General features: G+C 64.1%; 22 protein-coding genes. 6 read left to right on the top strand and 16 right to left on the bottom strand.

Annotation, left to right across the window (positions count from 1 at the left end; all coding sequences use genetic code 11):
* Position 1: 1 nt before the first annotated feature.
* The 3 genes from mdcA to AB7535_RS08355 all read right to left on the bottom strand — a co-directional run bounded on the left by mdcA (position 2) and on the right by AB7535_RS08355 (position 3391).
* Entirely contained in the window at positions 2–1648 is a 1647-nt protein-coding gene (mdcA, locus tag AB7535_RS08365) for a malonate decarboxylase subunit alpha (protein WP_085401745.1), read from the bottom strand.
* Positions 1645–2511 (bottom strand): MBL fold metallo-hydrolase, encoded by an 867-nt coding sequence (locus tag AB7535_RS08360; RefSeq protein ID WP_135215368.1) that lies wholly within the window; start codon positions 2509–2511, stop codon positions 1645–1647. Before AB7535_RS08360 ends, mdcA begins: the two co-directional genes overlap by 4 nt.
* Before the next feature lie 94 nt (positions 2512–2605).
* Complete coding sequence (locus AB7535_RS08355) at positions 2606–3391, bottom strand: alpha/beta hydrolase (RefSeq protein WP_071915311.1); 786 nt, start codon at positions 3389–3391, stop codon at positions 2606–2608.
* Between the two features lie 305 nt (positions 3392–3696).
* Between AB7535_RS08355 and AB7535_RS08350 the strand changes: the two genes are divergently transcribed.
* Positions 3697–4038, top strand: coding sequence for a hypothetical protein (locus AB7535_RS08350; RefSeq protein ID WP_085401747.1), 342 nt, complete (start codon positions 3697–3699; stop codon positions 4036–4038).
* Between the two features lie 336 nt (positions 4039–4374).
* Here AB7535_RS08350 and AB7535_RS08345 read toward each other — a convergent pair whose 3' ends face one another.
* Positions 4375–4779: a hypothetical protein gene (locus AB7535_RS08345; RefSeq protein ID WP_085401748.1), complete on the bottom strand. Its 405-nt coding sequence runs from the start codon at positions 4777–4779 to the stop codon at positions 4375–4377.
* A 23-nt stretch (positions 4780–4802) separates the two neighbouring features.
* On the opposite strand from AB7535_RS08345, the gene AB7535_RS08340 reads away from it, so the two are divergent.
* The 4 genes from AB7535_RS08340 to AB7535_RS08325 all read left to right on the top strand — a co-directional run bounded on the left by AB7535_RS08340 (position 4803) and on the right by AB7535_RS08325 (position 11642).
* The gene (locus AB7535_RS08340) at positions 4803–5975 is read left to right on the top strand and encodes an efflux RND transporter periplasmic adaptor subunit (protein WP_085401749.1); all 1173 of its coding nucleotides are present in this window, start codon (positions 4803–4805) and stop codon (positions 5973–5975) included.
* Positions 5972–9115, top strand: a complete 3144-nt coding sequence (locus AB7535_RS08335; RefSeq protein ID WP_085401750.1) for an efflux RND transporter permease subunit — start codon at positions 5972–5974, stop codon at positions 9113–9115. The genes AB7535_RS08340 and AB7535_RS08335 overlap by 4 nt, the downstream gene beginning before the upstream one ends.
* Positions 9102–9518 (top strand): thioesterase family protein, encoded by a 417-nt coding sequence (locus AB7535_RS08330; protein WP_085401751.1) that lies wholly within the window; start codon positions 9102–9104, stop codon positions 9516–9518. Before AB7535_RS08335 ends, AB7535_RS08330 begins: the two co-directional genes overlap by 14 nt.
* Positions 9519–9686: 168 nt before the next feature.
* Entirely contained in the window at positions 9687–11642 is a 1956-nt protein-coding gene (locus AB7535_RS08325) for a PAS domain-containing sensor histidine kinase (protein WP_245344106.1), read from the top strand.
* An 11-nt stretch (positions 11643–11653) separates the two neighbouring features.
* Here the strand turns inward: AB7535_RS08325 and AB7535_RS08320 are convergent, their stop codons facing one another.
* Complete coding sequence (locus AB7535_RS08320) at positions 11654–13945, bottom strand: FdhF/YdeP family oxidoreductase (RefSeq protein WP_085401752.1); 2292 nt, start codon at positions 13943–13945, stop codon at positions 11654–11656.
* Between the two features lie 240 nt (positions 13946–14185).
* Between AB7535_RS08320 and AB7535_RS08315 the strand changes: the two genes are divergently transcribed.
* Complete coding sequence (locus tag AB7535_RS08315; protein ID WP_085401753.1) at positions 14186–15433, top strand: oxalate decarboxylase family bicupin; 1248 nt, start codon at positions 14186–14188, stop codon at positions 15431–15433.
* 94 nt (positions 15434–15527) lie between these two features.
* On the opposite strand, the gene cydB is transcribed toward AB7535_RS08315, so the two are convergent.
* The 11 genes from cydB to AB7535_RS08260 form a co-directional block, all read right to left on the bottom strand.
* Positions 15528–16514, bottom strand: coding sequence for a cytochrome d ubiquinol oxidase subunit II (gene cydB, locus AB7535_RS08310; protein ID WP_085401754.1), 987 nt, complete (start codon positions 16512–16514; stop codon positions 15528–15530).
* A 2-nt stretch (positions 16515–16516) separates the two neighbouring features.
* A complete protein-coding gene (locus AB7535_RS08305) occupies positions 16517–17926 on the bottom strand; it encodes a cytochrome ubiquinol oxidase subunit I (protein ID WP_085401755.1) in 1410 nt (469 codons plus the stop codon).
* Between the two features lie 18 nt (positions 17927–17944).
* Positions 17945–19483, bottom strand: a complete 1539-nt coding sequence (gene mqo, locus AB7535_RS08300) for a malate dehydrogenase (quinone) (protein ID WP_085401756.1) — start codon at positions 19481–19483, stop codon at positions 17945–17947.
* 42 nt (positions 19484–19525) lie between these two features.
* On the bottom strand, positions 19526–19930 hold the full coding sequence (locus tag AB7535_RS08295) for a hypothetical protein (protein ID WP_085401757.1): 405 nt from the start codon (positions 19928–19930) through the stop codon (positions 19526–19528).
* Entirely contained in the window at positions 19927–20352 is a 426-nt protein-coding gene (locus AB7535_RS08290; RefSeq protein WP_085401758.1) for a hypothetical protein, read from the bottom strand. Before AB7535_RS08290 ends, AB7535_RS08295 begins: the two co-directional genes overlap by 4 nt.
* A 13-nt stretch (positions 20353–20365) precedes the next feature.
* Complete coding sequence (fumC, locus tag AB7535_RS08285) at positions 20366–21802, bottom strand: class II fumarate hydratase (RefSeq protein WP_085401759.1); 1437 nt, start codon at positions 21800–21802, stop codon at positions 20366–20368.
* A gap of 164 nt (positions 21803–21966) precedes the next feature.
* Positions 21967–22632, bottom strand: coding sequence for a YoaK family protein (locus tag AB7535_RS08280; RefSeq protein WP_085401760.1), 666 nt, complete (start codon positions 22630–22632; stop codon positions 21967–21969).
* 18 nt (positions 22633–22650) lie between these two features.
* Entirely contained in the window at positions 22651–23487 is an 837-nt protein-coding gene (fdhD, locus tag AB7535_RS08275; protein ID WP_439037266.1) for a formate dehydrogenase accessory sulfurtransferase FdhD, read from the bottom strand.
* A gap of 3 nt (positions 23488–23490) precedes the next feature.
* A complete protein-coding gene (locus AB7535_RS08270; protein WP_085401762.1) occupies positions 23491–24090 on the bottom strand; it encodes an HdeD family acid-resistance protein in 600 nt (199 codons plus the stop codon).
* 137 nt (positions 24091–24227) lie between these two features.
* Positions 24228–24851 (bottom strand): histidine kinase dimerization/phosphoacceptor domain -containing protein, encoded by a 624-nt coding sequence (locus AB7535_RS08265; RefSeq protein ID WP_085401763.1) that lies wholly within the window; start codon positions 24849–24851, stop codon positions 24228–24230.
* A 38-nt stretch (positions 24852–24889) separates the two neighbouring features.
* Entirely contained in the window at positions 24890–25390 is a 501-nt protein-coding gene (locus tag AB7535_RS08260) for a Dps family protein (protein WP_063986515.1), read from the bottom strand.
* Positions 25391–25443 lie beyond the last annotated feature (53 nt).

Raw genomic sequence — 25443 nt, 5'->3', positions numbered from 1 at the left:
CTCACCAGTTCCTGAATTTCGACGGCGGTGCGTAGAGCCCGCCCGACCAGCGCACGAGATCCTTGATCGAGCGCGCCGCCAGCATGTTGCGATCCGCATCGAGCGGGTTGATGCCGATATCTTCGGGCCGCCGGATCACGCCGCGCTCGCGCAGCTGCGCGACCATGCTGCGATCCCGCCCGCGACCGACATCGGTGTATCCGGCGACGCCGCGGATCGCCTGCTCGCGCTCTTGCGCCGTACGGCACAACAGGAGGTTCGCCACGCCCTCCTCGGTGACGATGTGCGTGACGTCGTCGCCGTAGATCATCACCGGCGCGAGTTCGAGGTTCAGCTTCTCGGCGAGCTCGATCGCATCGAGCTTCTCGACGAACAGCGGGACATTCTTGTCGCCGAAGGTCTCGCCAATCTGCACCACCAGCTTGCGGCCCCGGCGCAACGGAGCCGGGCTGTCCGGATCGGCCTCCGCGCCGGCCTTCAGCCAGGGCTCGCTCGGATGCCTGCGCCCGCGTGCGTCCGCGCCCATGTTCGGCGCGCCGCCGAACCCGGCGATGCGCGAGGTGGTGATGGTCGAAGAATTTCCCTGGAGATCGATCTGCAGCGTGGAGCCGATGAACATGTCGCAGGCATAGAGCCCGGCGGTCTGGCAAAAGGCGCGGTTGGAACGCAGCGAACCGTCGGGGCCGGTGAAATAGATGTCGGATCGCGCCCGGATGTACTCGTCCATCCCGACCTCCGAGCCGAACGAGTGGATTTGCCGGACCCAACCAGATTCGATCGCGGGAATGAGCGCGGGATGCGGATTCAAGGCGAAGTGGGTTGCGATCCTGCCCTTCAGGCCCAGCCTCTCGCCGAACGTCGGCAGCAGGAGCTCGATCGCGGCCGTGCTGAAGCCGATCCCGTGATTGATCCGCTGCACGCCATAGGGCGCGTAGATGCCCTTGATCGCGAGCATCGCGGTCAGGATCTGCCCCTCGGTGATCGCCGCCGGATCGCGCGTGAACAGTGGCTCGACGAAGAACGGCTTGTCGGACTTGACGACGAAATGGACGCGGTCCGCCGGGATATCGACCCGCGGAACCGTCTCGACGATCTCGTTGACCTGGGCGATCACGACGCCGTCCTTGAACGCCGTTGCCTCCACCACGGTGGGCGTGTCCTCGGTGTTCGGGCCGGTGTAGAGGTTGCCGTCACGGTCGGCGCTGACGGCGGCGATCAGGGCGACGTGCGGGGTGAGATCGATGAAGTAGCGCGCGAACAGTTCGAGATAGGTGTGAATTGCTCCCAGCTCGATCTTGCCGCCGAACAGCATGCGCGCGATGCGCGCCGATTGCGGCCCGGAATAGGCATAGTCGAGCCGCTTCGCGACCCCGCGGTCGAACAGGTCCAGATGTTCGGGCAGAACGACGCCCGACTGCACCATGTGCAGATCGTTGACCTTGGACAGATCGACCGCCAGCAGCGCGCGGCTCAAGAGATCCGCCTGCTTCTGGTTATCGCCTTCGAGGCAAACCCGGTCGCCCGGCCGGATCACGGCCTCCAGCAGACGCGTAGCGTCGGACGCTTCCACGACCTTGCCGTGGGCAAGTCCGGCACCGGCCGCGATGCGGGCATCGCGCGCGGCGCGGTTGTTCTGCCAGCTCGTCATGACCTTGGCCCCTTTGCGGCGTTGGCTCCGCTCCAGAGCGATCCCGGATTGGCACGGTCGGGATGAAGCGCAAGCATCGCGTCGTAGAGCTCGCGCGGAGAAATCGTCGCCTGGTCGAGGCGGTTGAAATCGAGCAGATATTGCCGGGTGTCCGCGATGCTGCGCGGATTGTCATCGTTCTCCGGCTTCTTGTGTCCGGCCACCACGAAGCGCGGCTTCAACGCTTCGAGCCGATCGAGCGCGGCGATCCATTCCAGCCGGCTCTGCGTGTCGGTTTCGGCGAGATAAGGATGAATGCCGTTGTATGTGGTGTCGCCGGCGACGATCAGATCGAGAGACGGGACATGAACGGCGGTGGAGCGCGCCGTGTCGGTTCGTCCCATGTCGATGACGACGAGCTTGTGTCCCTCGAGCGCGAGCTCGCCTTCGAGAGGCTCTGCAGCGACCAGGCGCTGCGCGATCTCGCCCGGAAAGCGCTTGCGCCAGAAACCGTCGAGCGATGCCGGCGAAAGCTGCGTCTTCATCTCGTCGACAACCTCAGGAACGGCCACGGCCCGTGCCCGCGGAAAGCGATCGAGCAGCGGCGCGAGACCGAAGAAATGATCACCGTGGCCATGCGTGACGTAGATCGTGGTCAGATTTCGCTCCCGCGACACGACCCAATCCAGCAACGTCTTCGACTGCCCGGCGGTGAGGAACGTGTCGACGAGGATGGCATCCCGCTCGCCGTAGATCAAAGTCGACGAATTCGCGACCCACATCAGGTCCGGATTGCCGGACGGCAGATCGCGGCTCAGTCCAGCCCGCTTCACCGTCGTCACGACCCAGTCCAGGATCGTGCCGGTCGTCTCGATCATGCTCATGGAATTCTCCGGAGGGGCAGTCGGGCCGGCGGGAGTGCTGTCTCTCCCGCCGTCCTTCCTTCTGCCGGCCGTGCGTCAGGACCGGCAAAACGCGTCAGCGGGTGGCCGGTTGATCGATGCTGCGAGCGGCACGGGTGATGATCTCCGCCACTTCCTTCGGATGCGACTCGTAGACCGAGTGGCTTGCACCCGGGATCACGGTGGTGTGGCTCTTGGCGCGCTCGTAATACCAGCGCTCGAGATCCGGATTGATGATCTGGTCGTTGCCGGCAACGATGCCCCAGCTCGGCTTGGTCTTCCACGCAGCCGCCGTCAGCGGCGTGCTGAACACCTGCGTCGCGGCCAGAACCTGGGAGCGTGATTCGAACTCCGCCTGCTCGCGCGGCAGATCGGGGGCGAACAGCTTGGGGAATTGCACGGGATCGAGATAGGTGAATTTGTCGGGCGTGACCTTGATGGCGCCTTCGGTCTTTCCAAGTACGCTCGGCGTCTTCTTGCCCAGCGCCGCTTCGTCCTCTCCGACGTCGGGCGCATGCGCAGCGACGTAGACCAGGCCGACGACATTGGGATGAACACCCGCCTCGGTGATGATCGAGCCGCCATAGCTGTGGCCGACCAGAAGCGTCGGGCCATTCTGGAGATCGAGCAGCCGCTTCGCCGCCGTGACATCATCGCCAAACGACGTCTCGGGCTCCTGCAGCATGCTGACGCGGAAGCCTTCCTTGACCAGGATCTCGTAGACCGGCTTCCAGCCGGACGCATCGACCCAGGCGCCGTGCACCAGGACGATGTTCTTCGGGGGTTCAGCGCGCGCCGGGGCGACGGTCGCGAACAGGGAGAGAGCGGCAGCGAAGGCGAGGCCAGCGTTGAGGTGTTTCATGTCGGGATCACTCCAGGTTGGAATGGTGCGACAGTAGTGTCGACACTCGCCGGCGTATTTCGGCAAACAACGGCCCTTGCCACTTCGCACGTCGGGACATGCCGATCGCGACAACGGCTGCTCGTGCATCCTCGGGACACTGCCTAGCTAGGGCGCGCACTTCAAAGCGCAGCGCATATGTCAGGCGTACAGACCTCTCATTACTGTGAACGGCCGGCGTTCATACGCGAAAGACGAACGATCCGCTTTGGCATTCAAGAGGTCGCATCTGATGCTGATTAAACTCCATGCATGGGATCGGACACATGACATCCACAGCAAATCTCCAGATCGCGCTTCTCATCCTGTTGTGCGCAGCTTCGCCCGCGCGTGCAGGCACTTGTGCGGACGACATCGCGAAAACCCAGATCCAGCTGGATCAGGCCATAGAAAAAGACGCGGGCGCCCACGGCTGGCAGCGGGAGAGCCTCAGCGCGCTGCGCAGTCATCAACCGACGCCTCGCTCGATTGCAGAGGCCGAAGGCGGCCGCGGAGCGGTTTTCGCGGATGCGCTGGATTCGCTTGATCGCGCACGTACCGCCGAACAAAACGGCGACACAAGCACATGCAGCCGGGAACTCGCGCATGTGCGGGCCATTCTGAAATAGCGAAAGCGAGCCGAAGCCAAAGCCGGCCAACGGCGCTGTCATCGGCGAGGCAACTCGGCGACGCGGCCGAACGAAGACGAATGCCCGCTTACGATGCGTCGAATGCCCGTTGTCGTCGTGCTGCCGGGTAGCGGGACGTGCGTTCTGGAAATACCCCACCGTTCCGCACCTCTCTAGTGCTCGACAGCATTCAGCCGGAGCATTTTTCATGCGAGAGCAGCACCCATCGAACGACGTCGGCTCGGGAAGATCCAGCTCGCACCGGTTCACCCTGATACCGCTCGCCGTGGCACTCACGGCCGGCATGCTGTGGCTCGTCCCGGCTGCGACGTCCGCTCAAACGACCATGCCGGGAATGCAGCCTTCCACCGGCATGCTGGCGACGTCGCCGCTCAACCCGCAATCCACGCGGCCCGTCGGCGTTCCGCTGGGATCGACCGAGATCGCAACACCCGGCATTTCGCCGCTCAATCCGGCGCAAAGCACGGCGGGTTGTGCCGGATCCGGCAATACCGCCTCGTCCGGAGCCTTGTTCGACGGCGGCGGACTGTCCGGGGGCTCATCCGTCACCTGCAACGGCAGCATCACGGCGGCGCCTCCGCTGCCTTCAGCATCGACGGTCGGACGCGTCGGGATACCGCTCGGAGCCACCGAGCTCGGCGGCGCCGGAATCAGTCCGTCCGTCCCGGTGCAAGGCCCTGCCGCAACGGGCAGCACGACTTCGATCAGCGGCTCAAGCAATCCCTGACATCCAGGACGGTCTCATGAAACGAAATCTCGCCATCGCGCTTGTCGCTCTCGCCGCGATTCTCGTCGGAGCCGGCCTCTGGTTCTTCGCCGCGGACCGGAAGCCGGTCGTCGCCGCCGCGCCGGTGCCCGCGGCCGTACCGGTGGTCACCGCCGCGGTCACCGGCAAGGACGTTCCGATCTATCTGCGCGGCATCGGCACCGTGATCGCCTACAACACCGATGTCGTGCGCAGCCAGATTCAGGGACAGATCGTCAAGATCGCCTTCACCGAGGGACAGACCGTCAAGGCCGGAGATCTGCTCGCCCAGATCGACCCGCGTCCCTACGAGGCCCAGATCGAGCAGCTGACGGCCAATCGCGACCGAGATCAGGCCCAACTCACCAATGCCGAAGCCAATCTCTCCCGATACAGTAAACTCGGTGACAAGGGTTATGCGACCCCGCAGCTGATCGAGACGCAGACCGCGCAGGTGGCCCAACTCAAGGCCGCCGTGAAAGCGGACCAGGCGCAGATCGACGAGGCCAACGTCCAGCTCAGCTACACACGCCTGACATCGGCCATTCCCGGCATCACCGGCGTCCGCCAGATCGATGTCGGCAACGTGATTCATCCGACCGACCCGAACGGTCTCGTCGTCGTCACCCAGATCGAGCCGATTTCGCTGCTGTTCACCCTTCCGCAGACGGATCTGCCCGTGATCCAGGAACACGAAGCAAAAGGCCAGTTGAAGGTCATCGCCTACAGCCAGGACAACAAGATTAAGCTCGGCGAAGGCACGCTGCTGCTCGTCAACAACGAGATCGCAGGGACGACCGGCACCGTCCAGCTCAAGGCCACATTCGCCAATCACGAGCACCGGCTGTGGCCGGGACAGCTGGTGAATGCCCGGCTGCTGCTGAAGATTCAGAAGGATGCGCTGACGGTCGCCGGCTCCGCAGTCCAGCAGGGCCCGAACGGCAGCTATGTCTATGTCGTCTCTCCGAACCAGACCGCTTCCTTGCGTCCTGTTCACGTCGCGCAGATCAGCGAGGGGCAGGCCCTGATCGACCAGGGACTGAAATCAGGCGATACCGTCGTCGTCGACGGTCAGTATCGGCTGACGGAAGGAAGCCAGGTTCGGGAACTGCACGGCAAGGCCGCGCGCGAAGCCGACCTGCAAAGCTCCGTGCAGGACGCGCTCCCATGAACCTGTCCGCGCCCTTCATCCTGCGGCCGATTGCAACCGCTCTGCTGATGGCGGGCCTGCTGCTGTGCGGCCTCGCGGCCTATCCCCTGCTGCCGGTCGGCGCGCTGCCGAACGTCAACTACCCGACGATCCAGATTTCGGCGCAACTGCCCGGCGCCGACCCCGGAACCATCGCCTCGTCGGTCGCGACGCCACTCGAACAGCAGCTCAGCCAGATCCCCGGCGTCACGCAGCTCACCTCGTCCAGCGCACTCGGCGTCGCCCAGCTCACGGTGCAGTTCGAGCTGTCGCGCACGGTGGACAGCGCGGCGGTCGACGTGCTCTCCGCGATCAATGCCGCGAGCCCGTTCCTGCCGCAGAACATCCCCTACCCGCCGACGATCAGGAAGGTGAATCCGGCGGAAACGCCGATCATGCTGATCGCGCTGACGTCGGACTCGCTGCCGATGACCACGGTGGATGCCTACGCGGAAAACATCCTGCTGCCCAAGATTTCCCAAGTGCCAGGCGTCGGCCTGGTCGGAATCGGCGGCCAGCAGAAGCCCGCGATCCGCATCCGCGTCAATCCGCAGGCGCTGGCCGCCCGCGGCATCGGCCTCGAAGACGTCCGCACCGTGATCGCCGGCGCCAATGTCGACCTGCCCAAGGGCACGCTCAACAGCCCGCGCGTCACTTATACGCTCAATACCAACGACCAGTTGCTGAAGCCCGCCGCCTATGAAGCCCTCATCATCGCCTATCGCAACGGCTCGCCGGTGCGGCTGCGCGACATCGGCTCGGCGATCGAGGCGCCCGAAAACGACCTGCTGGCCGGCTGGTACGGCAAGGACCCCGCCGTCATCCTCGCCGTCCAGCGCGTCCCCGGCGCCAACGTCATCGAAACCGTCGATCGCATCAAGAAACTGCTGCCGCAGCTGCAGGCCTCCGTTCCGCCGGCGATCAAGGTGACGATCGCCGCCGACCGCACCGCCACGATTCGCGCCGCGGTTACCGATGTGCAATTCACGCTACTGCTGACGGTCGCATTGGTGGTGATGGTCATATTCCTGTTCCTGAGGAATTTCTGGGCCACCATCATCCCGGCGATCACGGTTCCGCTGGCGCTGATCGGCACCTTCGCAGTCCTCTACGTGCTCGGCTACAGTCTCGACAACCTCTCGCTGATGGCGCTGTCGATCGCGGTCGGATTCGTGGTCGACGATGCCGTGGTGGTGATCGAGAACATCGTGCGCCATCTCGAGCAGGGCATGACGCCCATGGAGGCTGCGCTCAAAGGCTCCAGCGAAATCGGCTTCACGATCGTCTCCATCACCCTGTCGCTGATCGCGGTGTTCATCCCGCTGTTCCTGATGGGCGGCTACGTCGGAAAGCTGTTCCAGGAGTTCGCCGTCACGATCACCGCCTCGCTGCTGCTGTCGCTGGTGATCTCGCTCACTTTGACCCCGATGATGTGCGCGCGCCTCCTGAAGGATGAATCGCGGAGAAAGCACGGCCGGCTCTATCTCCTGTTCGAGCGCGGCTTCGATGGCCTGCTTGCGCTGTACGCGCGCGGCCTGCGAATCGTGCTGCGCCATCGTTTCGTGACGCTGCTCGTGATGCTCTCGACGATCGCGCTGACCGGCTATCTCTATGTGATCATCCCGAAAGGCTTCTTCCCGCAACAGGATACCGGACAGATCGTCGGCATCACCGAGGCTGCCCAGGACATCTCCTTCCCCGCCATGTCCGAACGCCAGCAGGCGGTCGTCGACATCCTGTCAAAGGATCCGGCGATCCAATCGGTGGCCAGCTATATCGGTCCAGGCGGGCCGACGGCGACCCTCAACCAGGGACGCATCTTCATCGTCCTGAAGCCGAAGCCCGAACGCAAGGCCAGCGCCGACCAGGTGATCGCGCGGCTAGAACCCCGGCTCGCCCATATCCAGGGCATCAAGCTTTACATGCAGTCGGCCCAGGACATCACGATCGGCGCGCGCCTGTCGAAGACGCAGTATCAGTTCACGCTGACGGACGCCGATTCCAACGAACTCAACCACTGGTCGGCGATCTTCCTGGAGAAGATCCGCGCGCTCGACCTCGTCACCGACGTCGCGAGCGACCAGGCCAATGCCGGCCCGAGGCTTCAGGTCACCGTCAATCGCGAAGTCGCCTCGAGCTTCGGCATCCTGCCCACGACGATCGACAACACCCTCGACGACGCGTACGGTCAGCGCATCGTCTCCACCATGTTCACCTCGCTGAACCAATACCACGTGGTCATGGAGGTCGATCCAGCCTTCCAGTATGGGCCCGACGCGCTCAAGGACATCTATCTCAACTCGGCGACCGGCCAACAGGTCCCCTTAAGCACGCTGGTCCACAGCGTGATCATGCCGGCGCCGATTCTGATCAATCACCAGGGCCTGTTTCCCTCGGTGACGATCTCGTTCAACCTGCGGCCCGGCGTAGCGCTGGGCGATGCGGTGACGGCGATCCAGAAGATCGAGAAGGACACCGGCAAGCCCGCCTCGCTGTCGACCTCGTTCCAGGGCAACGCGCAAGCCTTCCAGTCTTCGCTGTCCGGCACACCGTTGCTGATCGGGGCGGCGCTGATCGTGATCTACATCATCCTCGGCGTCCTCTATGAGAGCCTGATCCATCCGATCACGATCCTGTCGACGCTGCCTTCCGCCGGCATCGGCGCGCTGCTGTTGCTGCTGGCAGTCCACATGGATCTCAGCGTCATCGCCATCATCGGCATCATCCTGCTGATCGGCATCGTCAAGAAGAATGGCATCATGCTGGTCGACTTCGCCCTCGAGGTGGAGCGCAATCAAGGGCTGAGTCCTGAGGAAGCGATCTACCAGGCCTGCACGCTCCGCTTTCGCCCGATCCTGATGACGACCATGGCCGCGCTGCTCGGCGGTGTGCCTCTGATGCTCGGCAACGGCACCGGCGCCGAACTGCGCCAGCCGCTCGGCTACACGATCGTCGGCGGCTTGATGCTCTCGCAGATCCTGACGCTCTACACCACGCCCGTGGTCTATCTCTATCTCGACCGGCTCGGCAATTGGTTCACCAACCGCAAGCCGCATGCGGTCGAGACACCCGCCCCCTCCACGAGCGAAGCAGATGCGGGATTGGGCCATGAGTCCGCTTGATCAGGTGAGCGTCGGCATGACGGCGGAAAAGCTGGTGACCGTCACGGCCGAGATGACGGTCGGCCACGTGGTGCCGGGAATGCCTGAAGTCTACGGCACGCCGATGATGATCCTGCACATGGAGATGGCGGCGGGATCGGCGATCCAGCCGTCCCTGCCGACCGGCTATGTCAGCGTCGGGATGATGGTCAACGTCCGTCATCTGGCGGCGACGCCGGTCGGCCGCACCGTGCGCGCGGTCGCACGGGTCGTCGCCGTCGAAGCCAGGAGCGTCCTGTTCGAAGTCGAGGCCTGGGACGGCGGCCGCAAGATCGGTGACGGGACCCATCGGCGCGGCGTCGTCGATGTCGCCGAGTTCGAAAGGCGTTTCGGCGTGACGAGGCCCACCGCGGCGTTGGCCTAAGGTCGCGGAATCCTTCCCGCGGCAACATCCCGGATCTGGGCGCAGGCTCGCATGGTGCCGCCGTGCGTTTTGACAAAGGGTCCGCGAAAAAGCAAAAGACCGGTTTTCCACGCTGCGGTACATCGCTTGCATCCCGCGTCCGGACATCCGGGCTCGGGAATTGGTCTCATGCCCGGCGAGTATCTCTTGGACCTCTTCAATCTGCTGGCCCAGTCCGGACTCGCTCACGAAGGCAAGGAACCCGCGACGGTCCGTCACACGGGGATGGTCTGTCGCGCATCGTGGCCCGACCATTCGCGCTACGCCCATCCCGCCCTTTGGGTCCTGGGAGGCGTCGCGCTCGGCGTGTTGTCATTCACTTGCTTCCTGCTCGGGATCGACCTCACCACCAGCGCCCTCGCCCTGCTGGCCGTCATTCTCGTGTTGTCGTTGCTTGCGATCGCCGGCTTGGTCAGGCGGCAGCACCGGCTCGAGCGAGAGGACGTCTTGCGGCGGCGTCAGGTCGCCTATCTCGCCGAGGCCCAGAAGCTCAGCCACACCGGCAGCTTTGTCTGGAACGTCGCCAGCGGCGAGCTGTTCTGGTCCGAAGAGACGTTCAGGATCTTCGATCTCGAGCCGACCTTGCCGCCGTCGCTCGACACCATCCTGAAGCGTACGCATCCCGACGATCTCAATGCCGTACGCGAGGCGCTCGATCGCGCCGCGAACGACAGGAACGACTTTTCCCTGGAACATCGGCTGATCCTGAACAATGGCTCGATCAGGCACATTCGCGTGGTCGCCCGTGGAACGTCAGAAGATCGCGGACAATTTCGGTTCATCGGCGCGGTCATGGATATCACCGCCCAGAAGAAGGACCACACCGAGCTGGAGCGGAGCGAGCAGCGCTACCGCCACCTGTTCGGCCGCATGCCGATCGCCCTCCGTCAGCTCGACGCCAGCAGACTGGTGGTGTTGTTCCGAAAACTGCGGGCCGAGGGCATCAAGGACCTCGGCAGCTATTTCGACAGCCATCCCGACTTTCTCCGGACCTGCATGGACGCGCTCTCGTTTCAGGAAGCCAACGAACGGGCCATCCAGATGTTCGGAGGAGGCGTCGACGGCTATGTCGGGCGTTCCATGTCCGACACCTGGAAGGCACGCCCGGATACGTTTCGGCGGGCCATGGAGTCCCGCTTTCGCGGTGAAACGAACTTCGAGGAAGAAACCAAGATGGTGACGTGGGACGGCCGCGTCGTCGACGTTCTCTTCACAACGGCCCGCGTCGGCCCAATCAATGATCTCGAAATAAGCCTGGTCGCCACGATCGACATCTCGCAACGCGTCCGCGCCCAGGAGAGGCTTCGGCAGGTGCAGGCGGAGTTCGCGCATGCGGCACGCGTCTCGATGCTCGGCGAGCTCACCGCCTCCATCGCGCACGAAGTCAACCAGCCTTTGGCCGCCATCGCGACCAACGCCGCTGCCGGTCTGCGCTGGTTGAACAGGCCGATTCCCGACATGGCCGAGGTCCGCAGTACAATCGAAAATATGGCCACGGATACGAGGCGGGCCGCGGACATCGTGGCGCGTGTTCACGGGATGGCTTCGCGCAAGGCGCCGGAGCGCGCCGTTCTGTCGCTTGACGATGTCATTCGCGAGGCGCTTCTGTTCCTGCGCCACGAGATGGAATCCCGCGGCGTAACGATCCTGCACCGGCCCGACGCGGAAGCTGCACTCGTGCTCGGCGACCGCACCCAGCTCCAGCAGGTGATCGTCAATCTGGCCATCAACGCCGTGCAAGCGATGGCGCAGGCGGGACGCGACCATGGCAAGATCGTCATCACCACCGCCGCGCAGGACGTGACGACCCTGTGCTGCTCCGTGGAGGACAACGGTCCCGGCATCTCCGCCGAACATGCCGGCCGGGTGTTCGAAAGCTTTTTCACGACCAAGGAGTCCGGCATGGGCATGGGACTGCCGATCTGCCGGTCCATCGTCGAAGCGCATGGCGGCCGCATCGACGCCGAAGGCCTTAGCACCGAAGCCGAAGGCCTTGGCGCCGATCGCGGCGCCCGGTTCTGGTTTACGCTGCCGATCGCGACGCCGGCGTCATCGCCGCCATCCGGTCGGGACGCCGACGCCTGACCCCGCCCGCTCTATTGCGCCGGGGCGGTCGAGCGCACCAGGCGGATCGGGATGCCCTTGAATGACGGCGTGAAGCTGAGGGGATCACGGGCATAGAGCGGCACCAGCGGATTGGTCTCCGGATAGTACGCGGCACAGCAGCCGGTCGGAAACGAATACGCAACCACGCGGAAGTTGCGCACGATCCGCTCGGCGCCATCGGTCGACTCCGTGATCAGGTCGACGCGATCGCCGTCCGCGAGCCCGCGCTTCTTCAGTTCATATTCGTTGAGGAAGACCACGTCGCGCTGGCCGAAGACGCCGCGATAGCGGTCCGACAGCGAGTAGAGCGTCGTGTTGTACTGGTCGTGGCTGCGTATCGTGCTGAGCCACAGGAAATCCGGATCGGCCTGCGGCGGGTCCTCGCCACACCCCTCAAACACCAGGAAATTGGCCTTGCCGGACGGCGTTGCCCAGATGCGCTCCCGCGCGGTCGAGGTCAGATGGAAGCCGCCGGGAATGCGGATACGGGCATTGTAGCTCTCGAAGATAGGGAAGACGGCCTCGATCGCATCCCGGATGCGATCGTAGTCGCCCACAAAGCCGTCCCAATCGACCACCGTGCGCTCGCCGAGCGTCGCCTTGGCGAGGCCTGCGATGATCGCGACCTCGCTGAGAAGATGCTCCGATGCCGGCTTGTTGCGACCGCCCGAGGCGTGGACCATCGACATCGAATCCTCGACCGTGATCGACTGCGGCCCCGAATCCTGAATGTCGATCTCGGTTCGCCCGAGGCACGGCAGGATCAGGGCAGCGCGGCCATGGATCAGATGGCTGCGGTTGAGCTTCGTGGAGACGTGGACGGTCAGATCGAGCTTGCGCAGCGCGGCCTGCGTCGCCTGCCAGTCGGGTATGGCCGCGGCAAAGTTGCCGCCCATCGCGAAAAAGACCTTCACCTCGCCGCGGATCATTGCCTCCAATGCCGTCACGACGTTGTGTCCCGGCGCGCTCGGCGGCTTGAAGCCGAAGCGGTGCTCGAGGCGCTCGAGGAAATCCGCCTTGGGGATCTCCGTGATCCCCACGGTTCGGTCGCCCTGCACGTTGGAATGACCGCGAACCGGACAAACGCCGGCGCCGTCGCGTCCCACATTGCCGCGCAAGAGCGCAAGATTGGCGATCTGCTGCACGTTGTGCGCACCACGCTGGTGCTGGGTAATGCCCATGCCGTAGACAAGGATGGCGCGCTCCGCCTTCATATAGGCGCCGGCGGCATATTCCAGGTCCTCGCGCGTCAGGCCGGACTGGCGTTCGATGTCGGGCCATTGCGTTCGCTTGAGATCGCCGATCAGCGCTTCGATGCCGGCGGTGTGCCCGCGAATGAAATCCCAGTCCAGGATCTCCGGCTGCTCGGCCGCACGGGCGGCCTCGTCCGTTTCGACGAGGATCTTCATGATCCCCTTGAGGACGGCGACGTCGCCACCGACACGCACCTGGAAAAGCTTCGAGCTGATCGTCGTCGACGACAGCGTGATCATCTCAACCGGGCTCTGCGGCGCCTGGAAGCGCTCCAGCGCGCGCTCGCGGAACGGATTGAACGAGATGATCGAGGCCCCTCGGCGGGCCGCGTTGCGCAGGCTGGTCATCATCCGCGGGCTGTTGGTGCCCGGATTCTGGCCGAAGATGAAGATGCAATCGGCCTTGTCGAAATCCTCCAGCAGCACGGTGCCCTTGCCGACGCCGAGCGATTCCGGCAGGCCGACGCTGGTCGCCTCGTGGCACATGTTCGAGCAGTCGGGAAAGTTGTTGGTGCCGTACTCGCGCACGAACAGCTGATAGAGGAAGGCGGCTTCGTTCGAGGTTCGCCCGGACGTATAGAACTCCGCCATGTTCGGATCCGGCAGCGCATTCAGCTCGCGGCCGATCATGGCGAACGCATCGCTCCACTGCACCGGGAGATAGCGATCGGATGCGGCGTCATAGGCCATCGGATGGGCGAGCCGACCGACCATTTCGAGATCGTAATCGTTCCAGCTCGCGAGCTCCGTGACGGTGTGCTCGGCAAAGAATTCGGGCGTGCAGCGCTTCGATGTCGTCTCCCAGGCGACCGCCTTGCCGCCGTTCTCGCAGAATTCGAATGACGAGGTGTGCTTCGGATCGGGCCAGGCGCAGCCGGGGCAATCAAAGCCCTCCGGCTGATTCATCCTGCTGAGCGTCGCTGCACCCTTCAGCGGCGCCCGCTGCACCAGAAGCGCCTCGCTGAGCGCCTTGAGTGCGCCCCAGCCGCCGGCGGGTTCACGGTAGGGACGAACCGATTTCGTTGTCATCTCGATATCTCGCGATATGGCAATTCTCCGGGCCAGTTAAGGATCGTGCGGGCAGAGCCGTCTTTTCAAAACGAAGCCGAATTTCGCAATTGCACATGTTCGGAGCCGGGCGCAGCAGCCAGTGCATTCCGGCAAAAAGAGCGCGTTCACGGAAGCTGAAACGGCGACCGGAAACTAGGTTTGTGAGTTGGAGCCCCGTCGCTACGGAGGGCTTTCGACATTTTTCAGGAGCGAGCCAAGATGTTCTCAAGACGTGATTTGCTGGCCATGTCCGCGGCAGGCGCCGCCATGGTCGGCTCCAGCGCGCAGGCCGCAACTTTCGGCAATCCGGACGAGCCGCCGCAAGGCGCCGTGAACGCCAAGAGCCCGGGAAGCCTGTCCGATCCCGGTCCTCAAGATCCAGACCTTGCCAAGCACTTCCCCTCAGCCCAAACCCCGCCCCCGACGGACGTCGGCGGCCTGCCGATGGATTGGGCCTCGTTCAACAATGCGCCGAGGCGCATCCAGAATGGCGGCTGGGCCCGTCAGGTCACGGTCGAGGATTTCGCCATCTCGAAAGAGATCTCCGGCGTCAATATGCGGCTGGCTGCCGGCGGAATCCGCGAGCTGCATTGGCACCAGGCTGCCGAATGGGCGATCCTGACCTACGGCTCCTGCCGCGTCACCGTGCTCGACACGCAGGGGCGTCCCTATGTCGGCGACCTCAAAGTCGGCGACCTCTGGTATTTTCCGCCGGGCGCGCCGCATTCGCTGCAGGGCTTGGGCCCCGATGGTTGCGAGTTCGTGATCTGTTTCGACGACGGCCACGCCAATGAATTCAACACGCTGCTGGTGACCGACTGGTTCGCCCACACGCCGCCCGAGGTGCTGGCGAAGAACTTCGGTGTTCCGGCCGATGCGTTCGCAAAGATCCCGCTGCACAACCGCTGGATCTTCCAGGGGACCGTGCCCGGCGATCTCGCCGCCGATCGCGCAGCCGTTGCGAAGCACGCCGAAGCGCCGCCCTACCCCTTCGTCCACTCGCTCGGCGGCTCGGCCCCGGTCAAGGAGAGCTCCGCCGGCAGCATCCGCGTCGCCGACAGCACGACCTTCAAGGTTGCCACCACCGTCGCTGCGGCGCTGGTGTCGATGCCGCCGGGCGCTGTCAGGGAGATGCACTGGCATCCGAATGCCGACGAGTGGCAGTACTACATCAAGGGCAAGGCGCGAATGACGGTGTTCGACACCGGCCCCAATGCGTTCACGACGGACTTCGCGGCCGGCGACATCGGCTATGTCCGGCGCAATCTCGGCCACTATGTCGAGAACGTCGGCGACACCGAGCTGCAGTTCGTCGGCGTGTTTCGAGCCCCTCGCTACGAGGAGGTGTCGCTCTCCTACTGGCTGACGCACACGCCACCCAAGCTGGTCGCCCAGCACTTCAACATCGACGAGAAGCTGATCGCCCAATGGCCGGACAACAGCCCCGGCGTCATGCCCAAATCCTGAACCAGCCTCGCAAGAGTTCTGAACGAGAAAGGCGCCGAAACCGGCGCCTTTCTTTTATCCGTGGCAGCTCACGGCAACTTCGAGCGTGCAGCCGTCAGTAGTGATCGGCAGCAGGGGCCGACTTGCCGCGGAAGACGCGATAGCCGATCGCCACATAGAGCAGCATCAGCGGGAATACGAACAGGCCGGCGCCCCAGAACATGAATGCGAGACTTGCATGAGGCGCCGCGGCCTCGTCGATCGTGACGACGAACGGGATCATGTAGGGCCAGAACGACAGGGCGAGCGTGGCGAAAGCCGCGACGAAGATCAGGGCGACCATATGGAACGGCCAATAGTCGTCATGGCGCAGGATGCTCTTGGCCAGCACAGCGGCCGCACCGGCGCCGATCACGGGAAACACGAACAGATAGGGCCGGTCGGTCCAGCGCTGCAGAATCGGAAGATGTTCGACAAGTGCATACGCAAAGACGATGACCAGGAAGACCAGGACGCCGATCGCCAGCGGCGGGATCTGGCGCCGTGCGACATCCCGAACGGGACCGTCGCACTTCCTCACCAGCCAGCAGGCGCCGAGCAGCGAATAGCCGAAGCAGAGCCCGATCCCGCACAGCGCGGAAAAGGCGGTCAGCCAGCCGAGCGTTCCGCCGGTATAATCGCCGTTGGAGAACTGGAGCCCTTCGACGAGAGCGCCGACCATCGCGCCCTGCATGAAGCTGGCGGCAAACGAGCCCACGACGAAGCTGACGTCCCAGACCCAGCGCGAACTGAGCGCCTTGCCGCGAAACTCGAACGCCACGCCGCGCAGGATCAATCCGAGCAGCATTACGAGAACGGGGATATAGAAGGCCGACATCACCATGGCGTAGACCACCGGGAACGAGCCCCACATGATCACGCCCGTGACGATCAGCCAAGTTTCATTGCCGTCCCAGACCGGAGCGACCGTGCTCAGCATGGCATCCCGCTGCGACTCGCCGCCGGCCACGCTGAACAGCATGCCGACGCCAAGATCGAACCCGTCGAGGAGGAGATAGATCAGGATGCTGATGGCAAGAAGGGCAACCCAGTACATCACCATGGCTATTCTCCCGCCCCGAGATAGCTGCGTGCGGAGGGCACCTGATCGGCGAGCGACATCGGCCGATTGGGCACGGGAACGTGGAGCGGCCTGCCGCCGAGTCCCGCCGGGCCGGCACGCAGCAGCTTATAGATGTAATACGTCCCGAATGAGAAGATGAAGGCGTAGACCGCGACGAACAGGATCAAGGAAGTCATCGCAGCCGACGCGGTCAGGAACGGCGTCACGGCGTCTGCAGTCCGCAACACGCCATAGACCGTCCATGGCTGGCGCCCCACTTCCGCGGTGTACCAGCCGGTGAGAATCGCGACCCACGGCAGCGGGAAGCTGAGGAAGATGCCCCACAGCAAGAGGCGGTTCCGATCGAGCCGATGCTTGAGGCCGAGCCAGGTCCCGAGCCAGGCCAATCCCAGCATCACGAAGCCGCAGCCGACCATGATGCGGAAGGCAAAGAACGGGATCAACACCGGCGGCCGGTCCTGCGGCGCGAAGCTGGTGAGGCCGACCTCTTTCGACGTCAGGCTCATGCTGCCGATGATGCTCCCGAGCACCGGAATCGATATCGCATATTTGTTCGATTCGGTGCTCGAATCCGGGATCGCGATCAGCACCTCGGAGGCCGGCTGCTCGTCATGCCAGCGCGCCTCGATCGCGGCGAACTTGGCCGGCTGGTAATCGTGGACATAGTCGCCGACGAGATGCCCGATGAAGAGCTGGACTGGCAGCAGCACCGCCGCAAGCGCAAGGCCCATCCGCAGCATGACATGGGCCTCGGGGCGATAGGTCCGCCGCAGCAGATACCACGCGCCGGTTGCCGCCACGCAGAACGCGCCGGTCAGGTAGGACGCGAGCAGCATATGCGGAAACCGGACCCAGACCACGCGATTGAAGATGATCTGCGTCCAGTCATCAGGCACGAACTGGTCGTTCTGCAGGACGTAGCCGGTCGGCACCTGCATCCAGCTGTTGTTGACCATGATCCAGAACGCCGAAAGCGTCGTCCCGAGCGCGACCATCGCCGTCGAGAACAGGTAGAACCAGGGCGGCACCCGGGGGCGACCGAAGATGAGGATGCCGAAAAAGGCCGCTTCCAGCATGAAGGCGGTGAAGGTCTCGTAGGAGAGCAGCGGGCCCTGGATCGGGCCCGACATCTTCGAGAGCACGCTCCAGTTCGTTCCAAACTGAAACGCCATCACCACGCCCGATACGACGCCCATGCCGAACGCCACGCCGAAGATCTTCAGCCAGAACGCGAACAGGGTCCGGTAGACGGGCTTGCCACTGTACTGGTGCATCGCTTCGAGCACGGTGAGCCAGGCGGCAAGCCCGATCGTGAACGCCGGGAAGATGATGTGGAACGAGATGGTGAAGGCGAATTGCAGCCGCGACAGAAGGAGCGCCGTCGGGTCCATCGAACATTCTCCGTTGGTTCACGCCCGCTTCGCGGCCGCCGGCGCGCGTGCGGCCGGCTGCGGAATGTTGTCGACCTTGAGGACCGCAGCGGTCGCTGCACGAATCTGGCGGCAGAAATCCGCATCGTCGATCAGCGACACGCCATAGGACGGGATGATCTGCTTCAGCTTGGGCAGCCAGGCGCTTGCCGTCAGCTCGCCGGCGAAGCACTTCTCGAGCACGCTGATGGCGATGAACGCGGCGGTGGACGCCCCCGGTGAAGCACCGAGCAGGGCCACCAGCGAATGATCGTCCGCGCCGACGAGCTCGGTCCCGAACTCGAGCAACCCACCACGCTTGACATTGGGCTTGATGATCTGGACCCGCTGGCCCGCGACCTGCAATCTCCAGTCCTTCGGGTCGGCCTTCGGGAAATATTCGTCGAGCGCCGCGAGCCGGTGGCCCTCGGATTGCAGCACCTGCCCGACCAGGTATTCGGTGAGATCGAAATTGTCGCGCGCCACCGAAAGCAGCGGCTTGACGTTGGCGGGACGAATGGACTCGAAGAGATCCAGCAGCGAGCCGTGCTTGAGGAATTTGCTCGAGAAGCCGGCATAGGGACCGAACAACAACGAGTGCTGGCCGCCGATCACCCGTGTATCGAGATGCGGCACCGACATCGGCGGGGAGCCGACCGCGGCCTTGCCGTAGACCTTGGCATGGTGACGCTTGTTGATCTCGGGATCATCGCAGCGCAGCCAGATCCCGCTGACCGGGAAACCACCATAGCCGCGCCCCTCCGGGATACCGGATTTCTCCAGCAATGGCAGCGCACCGCCGCCGGCACCGATGAAGACGAATTTTGCGCGCACCGATCGCGTCTCGCCGCTCGCGGTGTCCCGCACTTCGACGCGCCACCGGCCGCCCTGCTCCCGGTCAAGACCGGTGACGCAGCTGTTGTAGTGGACCGCACAGCCCGGCTGGCTGACCAGATGCTTGACCAGCAGATGCGTCAACGAGCCGTAATCGACGTCGGTGCCGGTGATGATCCGTGTTGCGGCAACCGGCTCGTCGCCACTCCGTCCGTCCATCACCAGCGGCGCCCATTCGGCAATCTTCTTGGAATCCTCGGTATGCTCCATCCCCTCATAGCAATGATGGGCCGACATCGCCTTGAACCGTTTCCGGAGAAATTCGACGTTCTCCGCGCCGTGCACGAAGCTCATATGCGGCACCGGATGGATGAACGCTTGCGGATCCGCGATCGCTCCGCGACCGATCAGGTAGGACCAGAACTGCCGGGACAGATCGAACTCGACATTGACCTGGAGCGCCTTGGAGATGTCGATGCTGCCGTCGGGCCGCTGCGGCGTATAGTTCATCTCGCAGTTCGCCGCGTGGCCGGTACCGGCATTGTTCCAGGAGTCGGAGCTTTCCTGCGCGCAATCCCCGAGAATCTCGCACATCTGGATCGACAGAGAGGGCTCGAGCTCCTTGAGAAAGACGCCGAGGGTCGCGCTCATGATGCCGGCGCCAATGAGGACGACATCAGTTTCGCGGTCGGAAGCTGCTGACATGGCTATTTCCTTCGTCGGGTGTTGCTGCTTTGGATGGCTCGATCAGGCCCGCACCGATTGCCGCACCTTGGCGCGGAACGGCACGTCCGCTCCCGGGCGCAGGATCACGTAGGCACGGCGCCAGGATGAATCGTCGGTCAATCTCCAGCTATGCCCCGAGCCGGCGGTGTCCTCCGCCAGCAGGATGTTGCCGGGGTGGAGCAGGAAGTGGTGGCCGTCACGCGTCAGGAAATCGAGCGTTCCGCTGAGCGTGATCACCAGCTGCCGGATCGGCGCGGTGTGCCAGGCGAAAGCTCCGCCCGATTCCGTTTCCTGAAAGGAGACGCTGGCGGCATCGATCTTTCCGGTCAGGAAGTCGCCGCGCTGTCCCGGCTCCATTTCGAGGAAGCCTTCCTCGAAATGCGAGTTGTTGTCCTCTCCGGTCCATAGGCGCACACAGCGGATCATCGTGTCTCTCCTTGCATTGTGGTTGCGCCGCCTGCGCGGCGTCGTTCGGACCGGAACGGCACCTCGGCGTCCGGCTCGAGAACCGTGTAGAGGCGCCGCCACGGCGCCTCGTCCGTCATGGTCCAATTGTGGCCCGTCCCACCGGTATCTTCCGTGAACAGGACATCGCCCGGGCGCAGCGTGAAGCTTCCATCCGCCGTTTCGAACCGTAGCGTCCCGCTCAGGGACATGACGAGTTGGCGCGCCGCGTCGGGATGCCAGCCGAGTTTCGGATCTGCATCCGTTTCGTGGAACGAAGCGGCATCGATCCGAAGCTTTGCGCTGAGCGCATTGCCCCTCGCCCCGCGCGCGAGCTCGACGACGCCATCCTCGAAGTGCGACTTGCCATCCGCACCCGTCCAGAGTCTGACGCACCGGATCATTGCCGCCGTCCCTTCAGCCGGCCTTCGCGCCGATTGCGAGCGGCACCTTGATCTCCGCCACATAGGGCTTGACCATCTTGGCGGGATCCACGATGCGGTCGAACTCCGGCTCGGTCACGAAACCGAGCTTGAGCGCCGCCGACTTCAGCGTGAGATCGTTGTCCATCGCATAGTGCGCGATGTGCGACGCCTTGTCGTAGCCGATCACGGGCGCCAGCGCAGTCACGAGCATCAGCGATCTCTCGACATACTCCTTGATCTTCCTGTGGTTCGGCTCGGTGCCCTCGACGAGGAAGGTGCGGAAATTGGTGCAACCATCGGTCAGGATGGTAACGGACTGCGCGATGTTGTGGATGATCAGCGGCTTGTAGACGTTCATTTCCAGATAGCCGCCGGCTCCGCCGAACCCGACGGCGACGTCGTTCGCCATCACCTGCACGGCGATCATCGTCAGTGCTTCGGCCTGCGTCGGGTTGACCTTGCCCGGCATGATCGACGAACCCGGCTCGTTCTCGGGGATCAGCAATTCGGCGAAGCCCGCGCGCGGGCCGCAGGACATCAGACGGATGTCGTTCGCGATCTTGTAGAGCGACCCCGCGAGCGTGCGGAGCGTGCCGGATAGCTGCACCAGCGCGTCATGCGCACCTTGGACGGCAAACTTGTTCGGTGCGCTGACGAAGGGCAGCCCCGTCAGCCGCGCGATTTCCGCGGCGACGGCCTCGGCGAAGCCCGGCGCGGCATTGATGCCGGTGCCGACGGCCGTGCCGCCCAGGGCGAGCCGGAAGACGCCCTTGAGCGCGTCGTCGATGCGGGCCAGATCGTCGGCGAGCATGCCGGCGTAGCCGGACCATTCCTGCCCGAGCGTCAGGGGGGTCGCGTCCTGCATGTGGGTCCGGCCGATCTTCACGACGTCGTCCCACTGGCTCGATTTTGCCGCGATTGCGTCGTGCAACGCCTCGACCGCCGGAACGAGCCGCCCGGTCACGTTCATCGCGGCTGCGATGTACATGGCCGAGGGAAAGCTGTCGTTTGACGATTGCGACATATTGACGTGATCGTTCGGATGAACCGGGTGCTTGCTCCCGAGCGGCGTGCCCGCAAGCTGGCAGGATCGGTTCGAAATCACCTCGTTCACGTTCATGTTGAACTGCGTTCCGCTGCCCGTCATCCAGACGTGAAGCGGAAACATGTCCTGATGCTGGCCGGAGAGGATCTCGTCGCAGACATGCGCGATCAGCTTGTGGACCTTGCCGTCGAGACGGCCGCCGGCGCAATTGGCGTCCGCGGCCGCCTTCTTCAGGATCGCGTAGGACTGGATCATTTCGCGCGGCATCAGGTCCTTGCCGATGCTGAAATGCTCGAGCGAACGCTGCGTCTGCGCCCCCCAGAGCTTATCCGCGGCAACGTCCACTTCACCCAGGCTGTCCGTCTCTTTGCGAAGGTTGTTCATCCGTGCCTCTTGGCAGTTGACGTCGAAAGGCCATCTCGGCGCTGCTAGAAAGTGTATGCACCGCATGACGCGCATGCTTCCGTGAATGAACGTCCTTTTGCCGAATGGCATGGTGCGCGCTCCGCACCGTCAACGAGCAAAATCATGGGACGTAGATCGACGGTTCAGCTTCGCAGCTGTGGCCGGCAGAGCCAAAGAACGCTCACCGACGATGCGATCGGCAGGACAAGGCTCCAGGCGTGCAGCCATTTCGTCACGCAGGCCCCGATGGCGGCCCCCGACAGGAACATCAGGCAGACCAGAAGCATGACTGCGGTGCCGCGCGCCGCATCGCGATCGGACGCAACTGATTGATCGAGGGCACGGAGCATGTTGCCGGTGACGGTGACGGTGAGATATTTCCAGCGCTCGACCTGCCTGAAGCTGGCCGACTGCAGCGCGGCGCCGAAGGAGATTCCGAGGATCGTGATCATGTCCGGAATCCGATGAAACAACAGCATCACTGCGACCAGGCAGACGATCTCTCCGGCGAGGCAGAGCAGCGGTGCCTTGAGGCGGATTGCCAGCGATGCGCCGAGCAGAAAGGCGGCAAGGGGAAGAAGATGATGGGTTGCCTGCCGCCATTGCCCGGACATGGCGTCGATGCCGAGGAAGATGACATTGCCGGTTTGCGAGCTTGCAAACACGCCGCCGAGTGAGAGCCATGTAAAGGCGTCGAGAAAGCCGCCCGTCATGCTCAGAAGAGACGCCACGAGAACCGATCGCTCCGCAGCATGGACGACGCTTCCGGTCTCGGCGACCGGTTCCGGAGATACGGCTTGCATCGCCATGTGCGCCGCCCCGCGAGGTCAGCAGCCGGCGTGCGTTGCGGCCTGATCCGGCAGCAGAACGCGACGCGGGTGCGTGAATACGCCGTATCCGTCATCGCGCGCGATCGCGAGCAGCGTGATCCCCGCTTCATCCGCGGTCTTGATCGCGAGTGCGGTGGGTGCGGATACGGCCACGATGACCGGTGCGCCGAGCATCGCCGCTTTCTGCACCATCTCGACCGAAACCCGGCTGGTCAGCAGCACGGCGCCATCGCACGCCGATCTCCCCTCGCGTACGATCGCACCGGCGAGCTTGTCGAGCGCATTGTGCCGGCCGACGTCCTCTCTGACCAGGCCGACGCCGGCCCGCGGATGCCAGAAGGCCGCCGCGTGGACGGCCCGCGTTTGCTGATTCAGGATTTGGTGCGGAGAAAGGGCCTGCATGGCGCCCAGCAAGTCGCGCGCGTGGAAAACGATGCCCCGGCCCTTCACCCGCGCCGGCGCGCGGCGAGCCTGTTCGAGGCTCTCGATGCCGCATAGCCCGCAGCCAACGGGGCCGCTGATGGTTCGGCGCCGTGCAGCCAGGGATGCCGCGCGGTCACCATCGAGCCACATCCGAACCTCGACGCCGAGATCGTTCGGGATCAGCTCGATGCTGCTGATCTCGCTCGCACGTTCGACGATGGCCTCGGTGAGGCTGAAGCCGATACCGAAATCCTCCAGATCTCCCGGCGTGCCCATCATCACCGCCTGGGTCGAACCGTTATAGGTGAGCGCGATCGCGGTCTCCTCGGCAACCAGCCGCGAGGTCGACTTCGTCTGATCGCCGCGCCAGGCAATCTCCCAATGCCGCGTGAATGTCGAGCCTTTCGCCATGACTCATACCGTCGCCGGCTGGGGCGAATGGCGCGACGCGCGGCTCTTGAGCGCGATCCCGAATGCGATGAATCCCCATCCCTGGAAGATCAGGTCGACGACCAGCATCACACCAAGCAGCCACAAACCGATGGCGGGCCAAGCCGCAACCAGCATGACACCGACGCAGAAGGTCAGGACGCCCGCAGCCACGATCCAACGCCAGCCCGCGGCCGGCCGGATATGGAAACCGGCCCAGATCCTTATCACCCCGGCTACGACCAGGAAGGCGCACACTGCGAGAGACAGCGTGAACGAAGCCAGGATCGGATCGTAGAGTATGATGGCCCCGGCGGCCGCATAGACGATCCCGGCCAGTAGCCAAAGCAGGAATCCTCGCAAGCCGCGCACTGAAAACGCTTGCACGATCTGGAAAATGCCAGCGACCGCCATGGTGGCGCCGATGACCAGTACGGACGCGAGGTTCGCCGCCATCAGATTGGCAGATGCAACACCGCCGAGGATCAGTTCGCCGACACCCAGCGCAACGAACCAGCCCCATTTTCCGGTGATGGCGTGGATGGCCCATCCGAGCGAGGCCTTCGAGTTCGACATGTCCGTCATGGCTTGACCCTTGTTCGCACGACGATCCGCAGATCATGAATAGGGCAAGCGTATCGAGATCTGTCCCAACTCATCTTTCGAGGACGCAGCGATATTATTTGATCCGCACGATACGGACCGTTGCGCGAGGATCGCGACTAGCGCGGGATGGTCACGACGGTCCTGAACCCGTCGGAGCCGCCGCGGACGTCGATGGTCCCGTGCAGACGCGCCGCAAGCGTCTCGACGATGGAGCGGTCCTCTTCCCGGTACCGACTTTCGTCGGACGAGCCGTTGTCCATGATGCTGCACGCAACCGACGTCGCCGTGAGCCATACTTCGAGACGAATGGCGCCTGCTCCGCAGTGGGACACGTGGCGCACCGCACCGGTGATCAGTTCGAAGACGATCATCCCCAGCAGCCAGCAGCGCTCGGAACTCATCTGCAGCGGATGCAGCAGCAGCGAGAGCGCAATACCCTTGTCTTCGAGGCTCGAGCGGCTGATCGACCGGCACAATTGCTGAAGATAGGCCGCCAGATCGACGGTGGTGGTGAACTGCGGCATTTGCAGCGCGTGGTGAAGTTGTGCATGACCTTCCAGCCGGTCCTGCACGGAAGCGAGGGTCGCCCTCGCTTCGATGCCGTCGCAACGATCGGCCGCCTGCGCCACCAGATCAATCGCCGAGGCGAGCTCGTCGTCGATCCGGTGCGCGAGCTCACGCAGCAGCAGGCGCTCCGCCTTGACGCCGCCATCCGGCAGGAGTTCCGAGAGGCTGCTCATCCTTTACCCGCCTCCCGGCCCAACGGCGTGCTTTGCACTTACGGGTTCTGGCCGCTTCGGCCGGTCTCGTAGAGGAACCAGATGCGCCGTTCCGTTTCGTCGATCCAGTTTTCCAGGACGCTCGCGGTGGCGACATCGCCGTACTCGTCGCAGAGCTCGTGGACCCGGCGCATTTCCCGCGTTAGCTGCTGGTTGTCGCTGCGCAGCTCAGCGAGCATGTCCTGCGGATCGACATAGTCGGCATCGTTGTCGAGAATGCGCTGCTCGCGCGCGATGTGGCCGATCGAGCGTAGCGTCGTGCCGCCGATCTTGCGTGCGCGTTCGGCGATGTCGTCAGTCATGGCGAAGATTTGGTCGGCCTGCTCGTCGAGCATAAGGTGGTAGTCGCGAAAGTGGCTGCCCGACACGTGCCAGTGGAAGTTCTTGGTCTTCAGGTAGAGAGCGAAAACGTCGGCGAGCAGCGCTCTCAGCGCGGCTGGAACGTCCCGGTTCGCATTCGCTCCGAGATCCGTCGGGCTTTGGAGGTCTGCTTTGGTCATGGTCGGCATCCTTGTGTTGGAGGTTGGAAACATCTAACCGCGCGGTGCGCGAG

The sequence above is a fragment of the Bradyrhizobium sp. 956_D2_N1_4 genome (assembly GCF_052076025.1).
GTDB lineage: Bacteria > Pseudomonadota > Alphaproteobacteria > Rhizobiales > Xanthobacteraceae > Bradyrhizobium > Bradyrhizobium barranii.
The sequence above is the reverse complement of the archived record's forward strand: the minus strand, read 5'-3'. Positions and strand labels throughout refer to the sequence as shown.